At 60.7% G+C, this 10,027-nt stretch carries 10 protein-coding genes and 1 tRNA gene; 2 read left to right on the top strand and 9 right to left on the bottom strand.

Annotation, left to right across the window (positions count from 1 at the left end):
* The first annotated feature begins 127 nt into the window (after positions 1-127).
* Complete coding sequence (gene rlmF, locus ABD847_RS11240) at positions 128-1,114, top strand: 23S rRNA (adenine(1618)-N(6))-methyltransferase RlmF (protein WP_425568457.1); 987 nt, start codon at positions 128-130, stop codon at positions 1,112-1,114.
* Between the two features lie 50 nt (positions 1,115-1,164).
* Here rlmF and ABD847_RS11235 read toward each other — a convergent pair whose 3' ends face one another.
* The 8 genes from ABD847_RS11235 to rpsU form a co-directional block, all read right to left on the bottom strand.
* Complete coding sequence (locus ABD847_RS11235) at positions 1,165-1,746, bottom strand: PEP-CTERM sorting domain-containing protein (protein WP_345013013.1); 582 nt, start codon at positions 1,744-1,746, stop codon at positions 1,165-1,167.
* A gap of 261 nt (positions 1,747-2,007) precedes the next feature.
* Positions 2,008-2,595, bottom strand: coding sequence for a PEP-CTERM sorting domain-containing protein (locus tag ABD847_RS11230; RefSeq protein ID WP_345013011.1), 588 nt, complete (start codon positions 2,593-2,595; stop codon positions 2,008-2,010).
* Positions 2,596-2,788: 193 nt separating this feature from the next.
* Positions 2,789-3,121 carry a PEP-CTERM sorting domain-containing protein gene (locus ABD847_RS11225; protein ID WP_345013009.1) on the bottom strand — a complete coding sequence of 111 codons (333 nt, stop codon included), beginning with the start codon at positions 3,119-3,121 and terminating at the stop codon, positions 2,789-2,791.
* A 219-nt stretch (positions 3,122-3,340) separates the two neighbouring features.
* Positions 3,341-3,416 (bottom strand) — tRNA-Ile (locus ABD847_RS11220).
* Positions 3,417-3,511: 95 nt separating this feature from the next.
* Entirely contained in the window at positions 3,512-5,383 is a 1,872-nt protein-coding gene (rpoD, locus tag ABD847_RS11215) for an RNA polymerase sigma factor RpoD (protein WP_425568455.1), read from the bottom strand.
* 297 nt (positions 5,384-5,680) lie between these two features.
* Positions 5,681-7,441: a DNA primase gene (gene dnaG / locus ABD847_RS11210; protein ID WP_345013005.1), complete on the bottom strand. Its 1,761-nt coding sequence runs from the start codon at positions 7,439-7,441 to the stop codon at positions 5,681-5,683.
* A 72-nt stretch (positions 7,442-7,513) separates the two neighbouring features.
* Positions 7,514-7,957: a GatB/YqeY domain-containing protein gene (locus tag ABD847_RS11205; protein ID WP_345013003.1), complete on the bottom strand. Its 444-nt coding sequence runs from the start codon at positions 7,955-7,957 to the stop codon at positions 7,514-7,516.
* A gap of 31 nt (positions 7,958-7,988) precedes the next feature.
* Positions 7,989-8,204, bottom strand: coding sequence for a 30S ribosomal protein S21 (gene rpsU / locus ABD847_RS11200; protein ID WP_345013001.1), 216 nt, complete (start codon positions 8,202-8,204; stop codon positions 7,989-7,991).
* Between the two features lie 181 nt (positions 8,205-8,385).
* On the opposite strand from rpsU, the gene tsaD reads away from it, so the two are divergent.
* Positions 8,386-9,399: a tRNA (adenosine(37)-N6)-threonylcarbamoyltransferase complex transferase subunit TsaD gene (tsaD, locus tag ABD847_RS11195; protein WP_345012998.1), complete on the top strand. Its 1,014-nt coding sequence runs from the start codon at positions 8,386-8,388 to the stop codon at positions 9,397-9,399.
* Here tsaD and plsY read toward each other — a convergent pair.
* The gene (plsY, locus tag ABD847_RS11190) at positions 9,382-9,990 is read right to left on the bottom strand and encodes a glycerol-3-phosphate 1-O-acyltransferase PlsY (RefSeq protein WP_345012996.1); all 609 of its coding nucleotides are present in this window, start codon (positions 9,988-9,990) and stop codon (positions 9,382-9,384) included. The two genes, tsaD and plsY, sit on opposite strands and share 18 nt — an antisense overlap.
* Positions 9,991-10,027: the final 37 nt, after the last annotated feature.

The raw sequence follows: 10,027 nt of genomic DNA, 5'->3' as shown, positions 1-10,027 counted from the left end.
ATGCCGCACCATTCCCTGGCTGCGGACATGGGCTTATGCAACTGGAGCGGCATTAGGATCAGCTATTTAGGCGCGTTTAGTCGGCGGCGGGAATGGGCTACACTGACGGGCCTGTTCCCCTGCGTCGATCCTCACCATGGCTCCTACCCCTTCCGGCCTGCACCCCCGTAACCTGCATCAAGGTCGTTACGACTTCTCCCGCTTGCTGGCGGCCAGCCCAGAGCTGGCCGCCTTTGTCCAGCCCAGCCCGCGCGGTGATCTGACCCTCAACTTCGCCGATCCGGCGGCGGTCAAGGCCCTCAATCAGGCCCTGTTGCTCGCTTATTACGGCCTGCAGCATTGGGATATTCCCGAGGGGTACCTCTGTCCGCCCATCCCGGGGCGGGCCGATTACCTGCACCATTTGGCGGATCTGCTGCAGACAGCCAAAGGGATCCCCTGCGGGCCCACCATCCGGGTGCTGGATGTGGGCGTGGGGGCCAACGCCATCTATCCCATCATTGGTCGGCATTGCTATGGCTGGTCGTTTGTCGGGGCGGACATCGATGCGGGGGCCCTGGCGGCCGTGGCCCGGCTGCGGCAGGCTAATCCGACCCTGGCCACAGGATTGGAATGCCGCCACCAGCCGGATCCGCAGCAGCTGTTTGCCAACATCATCCAGCCGGGTGAGCTGTTCGACCTGACCCTGTGCAACCCGCCGTTTCATGCCTCAGCCGAAGCCTCCGCCGAGGGCACCCGGCGCAAGCTGCGCAACCTGGGGCTGGCCAAGGGAGAAAAGCAACCCGCGCCAGCCCTGAATTTTGGCGGTCAGCACAACGAGCTGTGGTGCCCCGGCGGCGAGCTGGGCTTCGTGCTGCGGATGGTGGCCCAGAGCCGCGACTTTGCCGGCCAGTGTCACTGGTTCAGCTGTCTGCTGTCCAAGCAGGAGAATGTGGCACCCGTGCGTCAGGCGCTGCAACAGGCGGGGGCCCAGGCCATCCGTGAGGTGGCCATGGCCCAGGGCAACAAACGCAGCCGATTTGTGGCCTGGAGCTTCCTGCCGGCCAAGATGCAGACCGAGTGGCGGCGTTTTCGCTGGGCACCGGTGAGCCAGGCGGTCCATTCGGGGCAATAAAAAACCCCCATCAGAGGGGGCCTTCGGATGTCACACCGGCTGCCAGCCGTTTAGTTCTTGCGGGACAGAGCCCGACGACGGCGGGAGAGCAACAGCCCGAAGGCACCCAGTGCCAGCAGTGCATAGCTTTCCGGCTCCGGCACCGCAGCCACGTTGACATTGCTCAGGGTCAGGGTGGAACCGACGGCGCTGTCCTGGTAATTGCTTACCAAAAAGGTGACGGTACCCGAACCGCTATTGGCAACCGTATAGGTGAAGTTATACCAATCGCTGGAGCTGGTATTGCCCGAGGTATTGCCCAGTGCGGCCACGTCGGACAGGGTGTAGACGTCGTCGTTGTAGCTGAACAGGGCAAAGTCGTTGAACGGCAGGTAGTCACTGGAGCTAAAGGTCCAGTCGAAGCTGATGGTGGAGCCTGCCACCAGGTTGAATACCTGACTCAGCCAGGAGCCGGTGGTGCCCCCCCAGGCGCTGGTATCCGCACTACTGCCACTGGTGTCGAGGATAGCGCCACTGCCCAAAGCATCGACAGTGCCGACGGCAGTCCAGCTGGTGAGATCCTGCAGTTCTGCGTGGGCCATGCCACTCAGACCACTGGCCAGGAGTACCAGACCGATAAGGCTCTTTTTCATGAGTATCTTCCTTGAGTCGTGTGTGAGCTTGAGTCATCCGTTCGCATGGGGGATGGCTCGGTTATTTCGACCGGTGGTGCTGTTCGAAACTTGCGCAGTATAGGGAGGGGCTCTGACTGAGGCAATGTGATCCTGGGCTATGCCGGGTTGACCTGCGAACTTTGACAGGCGCGAGGCAAAGAGGCGGTACGTCTCGGCAGTGTGCAGGCAATAAAAAACCCCCATCACGGGGGCCTTTGCAACTCCACACGCTTTACCGGTTTAGGCCGGTGTGGCGCCTTGTCGACGAGCCCGCAGGGAGAGCAAGAGGCCAATCACACCAATACCCAGCAGGGCATAGGTTTGCGGCTCCGGCACGGCGGAAACGGTGAGATTACTGACTTGCAGGGTGGACTGGAACTTCTTGTCCAGGGCGTTGCTGGCCACAAAGGTGACGGCTGAGCTGCCCGTGGTCTCTACCGTGTAGCTGAAGCTCTGCCAGCCGGTAGAACGAGTGGTGGCTGGGGTGTTGCCCAGGCTCAGCACGTCCGCCAGGGTGGTGGCTTCATCACCGATGATAAACAGGGCAAAGTCGTTGTATGGGCTGTAGTCGCTGGTGGTGAAGTTCCAGTCAAAGGAGATCACGCTACCGGCCACCAGTTCCAGCACAGTGGACAGGGTAGATCCTGTGGTGCCACCGTAACTGGCGGTACTGTAGTTGTGGTTCTTGGTGGTGGAGAGAATGGCACCGCTGCTGGAGCTGATGACATTGCCGTTGGCCGTCCAGCTGCTCAGATCGATCACCTCGGCAAAGGCGCCGGGTGACAGCATGGCCAACATCAGAGGTAGGGCGTAGAGTCGTTTTCTCATTATTCTTCCTTCCTTAGTTAGCTTGGGAATCCGCGGCAAAGGCAGCCGGGATGAGTTGCATAACCAGTCTAAAATTCAAACAGCCTTGGCACAACAGGCAGATGGTAGATCATCCGTTTCAAACGAGGGATTAGCCTTGCCCCTGTCTATTGCCATGTGGGCTGAATTTAGCCTGAAACGGCTTGCGCCCCGTTCAGCGTCTGCGAAGGCGGCGGCTCAGCAGCAGACCTAACAAACCAAGACTCAGCAGTGCCAGAGCGCTGGGCTCTGGGACGGCATTGCTGATGCTTCCTGTTACCTGGATACTGCCATTGGTCGCGTCCAGCAAGGGATTATCTGGGGTCTCGTCCGCAGAGAAGAGATCGTCCTGAGCACCTTGGTCTGTTCCTGTCTTATCGTGACCGTAGGCATAGGCGTGGCCGTTGCCATTATTTTCATGGGCCAGGGTTCCGCCATCGCTCACCTTGGCGAGGCAGATGGGGCTAGCGATGGCCAGCAGGACTGCTGCAACAAGCATTTTCTTCATAAGCATCGTATCCCTGATGCCCTGCGGTCAGGGCAGTGCGTGTCATATCAAGAGTGGCGTTTGACCTTGTTATATTGATCTTGGTCACAAAACGATTCGATTATACGGGGCACTTACCGGCGCCACAATATGGCCAGAAAAATAGGGCGCAGCGGGGTAGGGGGAGGGCGTGAAAAGAATAAGGGCTTACAGCGTATCGCTGTAAGCCCTTGTTTTGTATGGTGGCCCCTCACGGACTTGAACCGTGGACCAAGCGATTATGAGTCGCCTGCTCTAACCACTGAGCTAAGGGGCCGAAATGTGGACTGGATTATAGAGATACCGACTCTGTGCGTCCAGATATCAACAGGTTAGATGCACATAAATGCATCAACCTGTTGATGGGAGCGCTTATTCGTCCAGGAAGCTGCGCAGCACTTCTGAGCGGCTGGGATGGCGCAGCTTGCGCAGTGCCTTGGCCTCGATCTGCCGGATCCGCTCCCGGGTGACGTCGAACTGCTTGCCGACCTCTTCCAGGGTGTGGTCCGTGTTCATGTCGATGCCGAAGCGCATGCGCAACACCTTGGCTTCCCGGGCGGTCAGACCGGCCAGCACTTCGCGGGTGGCGTTGCGCAGGCTCTCGCTGGTGGCCGCATCGGCGGGCAGGGCCAGGGTGGTGTCCTCGATAAAGTCCCCCAGATGAGAGTCTTCATCATCACCAATGGGCGTCTCCATGGAGATGGGCTCCTTGGCGATCTTCAGCACCTTGCGGATCTTGTCCTCTGGCATGCCCATGCGCATGGCCAGCTCTTCCGGATTGGGCTCGCGGCCCATCTCCTGCAGCATCTGGCGGGAGATACGGTTGAGCTTGTTGATGGTCTCGATCATGTGCACCGGGATACGGATGGTCCGCGCCTGATCCGCGATGGAGCGGGTGATGGCCTGCCGGATCCACCAGGTGGCGTAGGTGGAGAACTTGTAGCCGCGACGGTACTCGAACTTGTCCACCGCCTTCATCAGACCAATGTTGCCTTCTTGGATCAGATCCAGGAACTGCAGACCCCGATTGGTGTACTTCTTGGCAATGGAGATCACCAGACGCAGGTTGGCTTCCACCATCTCCTTCTTGGCACGGCGGGCCTTGGCCTCACCAATGCTCATGCGGCGGTTGATGTCCTTGATCTGGGCGATGACCAGGCCGGTCTCTTCCTCGATCTGCTGCAGCTTGACGATGCTGCGCTGCACATCTTCATCCACCGCCTGCAGGGCCGTGGACCAGCTCTTGCCGGCCGCCTTGGCCGCTTCGAACCAGGCGAGATCTGACTCGTTGTTGGTGAAGGCGGCAACGAAGTTTTTCTTCGGCATCTTGGCCTGTTCGACACAGGCCTTCAGGATGATGCGCTCCTGCACCCGCACCCGCTCCATCATGTCGCGCATGTTGGAGACCAGGCGATCAAATTGCTTGGGTACCAGTCGGAACTGGCGGAACACATCGGCCAGCAGCTGGATATGGTTCAGGGTATCGGGATGTTCACGGCCCAGGCTGCGGATGCTGACACGGGTATGCTCGTACTGCTCACGCAGCTCGGCGAATTTCTGACGGGCGACTTCCGGGTCCGGACCGCCGTCATCATCGCTGCTGTCGTCGCTGTTACCGTCGCCGTCTTCGTCCTCGTCCTCATCCTCGTCCGCGCTGCTCTTGTCCTCGTCCTCCAGCTCATCCTCACCCAGTTCGGAACCGATATGGGTGGCGGTGGGAGCCATGTCGTCGGTCTCGTTGGGATCGACGAAGCCAGAGATGATGTCGGACAGGCGCAACTGACCGGCGTCATGACGGTCGTATTGCTCCAGCAGATAGGTGATGGCTTCCGGGTACTCGGCCACGGAACTCTGCACCTGATTGATGCCATCCTCGATGCGTTTGGCGATGTCGATTTCGCCTTCACGAGTCAGCAGTTCCACCGTGCCCATTTCGCGCATATACATGCGCACGGGATCCGTGGTGCGGCCGATTTCGGATTCTACTGAGGCCAGCACCTGGGCGGCGGCCTCGGCCGCATCTTCATCGGCGGCGCTTTCGGTCATGATGAGATCATCGGCATCCGGGGCGTTCTCCACCACCTGGATACCCATGTCATTGATCATCTGAATGATGTCTTCTATCTGATCCGAGTCAACGATGTCCTGTGGCAGGTGATCGTTGACCTCGGAATAGGTCAAATAGCCCTGTTCTTTACCTTTGGCAACAAGGAGTTTAAGCTGCGACTGCGGGGTTTGCTCCATAGAACTCATCCGGTTGGTGTTGCAAGGGTGTCTGATACCGTCACGTGCGAAGCCGGCGATAGTAGCAAAATTTCACCAAAAAAGCACGTTCGCCTTGGTTAATGCGTAAAAGACCGCTGCCCCGGGCTTTGTGGCCGGGCAAATCGGTCTGCATATTCACTCTTTTCACGTCTAATTCTGTTTCCCGTAGCCGGGCGTCCCCAAGGTATAGGGGCGTCGTGATCAAATTTCAATAGCCAGGCCACTCTTTTTCTGTCTCGGCGCCATTGCCGCGGATGCCTCGGCGCTGGGTTTTCCCTAACCGCCGCGCTGGCTACGTTCGCTTAGCAGCAGCATCAGCTCCTGGGTTTCTTCGGTACTGAGCCTGCCTTGGCTGCCTTTTTCCTGCAGTTCATCCAGCCGTTGTTGCAGATAGAGCTCGATGAGGCGGGCACAGGTGTCTTCCAGCTCTTCCCGGATATGCTCGCCGATGGCCACTTCTTCCAGGCTGGCCAGCTGAGCCAGGCCATCCCCCTCCCGGGTGCCGCGCCACTGCTCCAGCAATTGGCCTGTGGTGAGGGGGCGGGCCTGCACCTGGGCCAGCAGCTGCAGCAAGAAGCCGATGCCCGGCTGCTTGAGGGCGCGCAGCTCATCCGGCAGCGGCGGCAGCTCGGCGGCGATGGCCGGGTGCTGTACCACCAGGGCGATGGCCCGGCGCACCAGGGTCAGCTTGATCTTGCCAACTTTGGTGCCCGCCGGCCTCGGCTCCTGGGCCTGGCGCTCCTGCCGGGCCAGTATCTCCTTGAGGCGCTTCTCGTTTTCCCCCCAGCGCAACTGGCTGGAGAGACGGGTGATCAGGCCCTCCCGGGTGAAGCCTTCCGGAACCCGGCGGATGAGGGCGATGGCCTTGTTGGCCAGCTCGTGCTTGCCGGCGTCCCCTTCCAATGCCAGATCCCGTGCCAGCCGTTCGAACAGGAAGTCACTGAAGGACTGGGCCTGATCCAGGGCCTGCTCGAAGGCGGCCTTGCCCTCGGCACGGATGAAGGAGTCGGGATCGTGCTCCGGCGGCAGAAAGACGAACTTGAGTTCCTTGCCGTCCTGCAGGCAGGGCAGGGCATTTTCCAGGGCGCGCCAGGCGGCCTCCCGGCCAGCATTGTCACCGTCGTAGCAGCAGATCACCTGGGCCGTGGTGCGAAACAGCAGGTGCATGTGCTCGGCGGTGGTGGAGGTGCCCAGCGAGGCCACCGCATAGTCGACGCCGTATTGGGCCAGGGCCACCACGTCCATGTAGCCTTCCACGATCAGGATGCGGGCGGGTTCCTTGTGGGCTTGCCGCACCTCATAGAGGCCGTACAGCTCCTTGCCCTTGTGGAAGATGGGGGTCTCGGGGGAGTTGAGGTACTTGGGGGTGCCGTCCCCCAGCACCCGGCCGCCAAAGCCGATGATGCGGCCCCGGCGATCGCGGATGGGGAACATGATGCGATCCCGAAAGCGATCGTAGCTGCGACCCTGCTCCTTCTTGATCAGCATGCCCAGGGTTTCCAGCTGCTCTTCACTCTGGCGGTTGCGCACCAGCAACTGACGCAGGCCGTCCCAGCCGGGCGGGGCATAGCCGATGGCAAACTGCTTGACCACCTGACCGCTGAGGCCGCGCCCCTTGAGGTAGTCGATGGCCGCTGGCGCCTGGCGCAACTGACTCTGGTAGAACTGGTTGGCCTGCTCCAGCAGTTGGTAATGATCCCGGGCTACCTGGGGATCCGGGCCGGATCTGTCCTGGCTCTCTTCGGGGATCTTCAGGCCGTGTAGGTCGGCCAGCTCTTCGATGGCATCGCGAAAACCCAGGCCGTCATATTCCATCATGAAGCTGATGGCGTTGCCGTGGGCGCCGCAGCCGAAGCAGTGGTAGAACTGCTTGTCCGGACTGACGGAAAAGGAGGGGCTCTTCTCGTTATGGAAGGGGCAGCAGGCCTGGTAGTTTTTGCCGGCCTTCTTCAGCTGTACCCGGCTGTCGATCAGTTCGACGATATCGGTCCGGGCCAGGAGATCTTCGATAAAAGACTGGGGGATCCTGCCTGCCAAGTTACACTCCGCACAAATAAATAAGCCGCGCTATCATACGACGGCGCGGCCTATTATCGGAAACGTCACGGACTATGCCAACCGCGCCTTTATCTTGGCGCTCAGGGCACCCATGTCGACCCGCCCTTGGACCTTGGGACGCAGGGTGTTCATCACCTGTCCCATGGCTTGCATGCCGCTGACACCCAGTTCGGCCAGCGTTGCATCGATCATCTGATCCAGCTCGGCTTCGCTCAGTGGCTGAGGCAGGAAGCACTGCAGCACGCCGATTTCGGCCTGCTCGGCATCCGCTAGATCCTGGCGTCCTGCACTTTCGAACTGGCTGATGGCATCCTTACGCTGCTTAACCATCTTGGCGATGACCGCCACTATGTCAGCGTCTGCCAGGGTGGTGCGGGTATCCACTTCCACCTGTTTGATTTCGGCCATCAGGAGGCGCAAGGTTCCAACGCGGGCCTTATCTTTGGCCAGCATGGATTGCTTGAGATCGCCTTTGATCTGTTCTTGCAGTGACATGGTTCAGCGTCCTCGGCGGGTGACCGGCCGATTAGTACAGACGGTTACGACGAGCGTTTTCGCGAGCCAGCTTCTTGGCGTGGCGCTTAACTGCGGAAGCCTTGGCGCGCTTGCGGATGGTAGTCGGCTTTTCGTAGAACTCACGGCTACGAACTTCAGACAGGATACCGGCCTTTTCGCAAGAACGCTTGAAGCGACGCAGGGCGACATCAAACGGCTCGTTTTCACGTACTTTAATTACTGGCATGTGCCTCTCACCTCGGTGACTGTGTGGTTGGTTGGCCGATGCAGGCCAGCCTGACTTAAAAATGGTGCGGAATTTTAATCCCAAGCAAGGGGGCAAGTAAACCCCGAACAGATCCTGCTGGTTTAAAAAACCGCCGGAATGTACCATACCGCGCTCAAGTTAGCAGCCAAATTTTGCCCTCATGCGCGTTTTAGGTATCGAAACTTCCTGTGACGAGACCGGGATTGCGATCTTCGATGATCGCCTCGGGATCCTCAGTCATCAATTGTATAGCCAAGTCAAGCTGCATGCCGATTACGGCGGTGTGGTGCCTGAGCTGGCGAGCCGGGATCATGTGCGCAAGATCCTGCCCTTGATCCAGGCGGCGCTGGCCGAGGCCGGTTGCGGATCCGATGAGATCGACGGGGTAGCCTATACCGCGGGCCCGGGTCTGGTGGGGGCCCTGCTGGTGGGGGCTACCGTGGGGCGCTCCCTGGCCCTGGCCTGGAACAAGCCGGCGGTGGCGGTGCACCACATGGAGGGCCACCTGTTGGCCCCCATGCTGGAGGAGACGGCGCCGGAATTTCCCTTCTTGGCCTTGCTGGTCTCCGGCGGTCACACCCTGCTGGTGCGGGTGGATGGCATAGGCCGTTACCAGATCCTCGGCGAGTCGGTGGATGACGCCGCCGGCGAGGCCTTCGACAAGACCGCCAAGCTGCTGGGGCTGGATTACCCCGGCGGCGTGCAGCTGGCCCGTCTGGCCGAATCCGGCACCCCGGGGCGCTTCGTCTTTCCCCGGCCCATGACCGACAGGCCCGGTCTGGATTTCAGCTTCTCCGGTCTCAAGACCTTTGCCGCCAACACCATCCATCAGCAGGGTGACGATGCCCAGACCCGGGCCGACATCGCCCACGCTTTCCAGTCGGCGGTGGTGGATACCTTGGCCATCAAGTGCAAGCGGGCCCTGAAGCAGACCGGGCTTAACCGGCTGGTGATGGCCGGCGGCGTCAGCGCCAACCGCCAGCTGCGGGCGCAGCTGGCCGAGATGATGGCCGAGCTCAGGGGCCAGGTGTTCTATCCGCGCCCCGAATACTGTACCGATAACGGCGCCATGATCGCCTATGCCGGCCTGCAGCGCTTGAAGGCCGGACAGACGGTGGGCCTGGAGCTGGTGGTGAAGCCGCGCTGGAGTCTGGACTCACTGCCGCCGGTTTGAGCCGCGCTTATGCCACAGCCGGGGCTCCTGATGATGGAGCAGCCGGCTGATGTTTTCGTGATGCCGGTAGATGACGAGGCAGCAGAGCATGGCCACCGGCAGCGTGTATTCGGGTTTGAGCAGGTAGGTATAGAGGGGCGCCAGCAGGGCGGCGATGATGGCCGCCAGCGAGGAGTAGCCCGACAGCAGCAGCACGATCAGCCAACTGCAGATCATGAAGGCGCCCATGTCCAGGCCGATGGGCATCAGGGCGCCCAGTGCCGTGGCGACGCCCTTGCCGCCGCGGAACTGAAAGAACAGGGGATACATGTGTCCCAGGCAGGCGGCGATGGCGATGAGCCCTAAGTAGAAGGGGCTGACCTTGAGGTACCAGGCCAGGTAGACGGGCACTGTGCCCTTGAGCATGTCGCACAGCAAGACCCAGAGGGCGGCCAGCTTGCTGCCCTGGCGCAGCACGTTGGTGGCGCCGGGATTGTGGGAGCCATAACCCCTTGGATCGGGCAGGCCATAGCAGCGGCTCACCAGCACGGCGCTGGAGATGGAGCCGAACAAGTAGGCCAGCACTATCATGCTCAGGGAGATAGGGGTCATGTTCCTCGCTGTATTTGTTCATCACGGCTGGGGTATG

Origin of the sequence: Pseudaeromonas paramecii (genome assembly GCF_039540575.1) — a bacterium.
Classification (GTDB): Bacteria; Pseudomonadota; Gammaproteobacteria; order Enterobacterales; family Aeromonadaceae; genus Pseudaeromonas; species Pseudaeromonas paramecii.
This window is presented reverse-complemented; position numbering and strand designations above follow the sequence as displayed.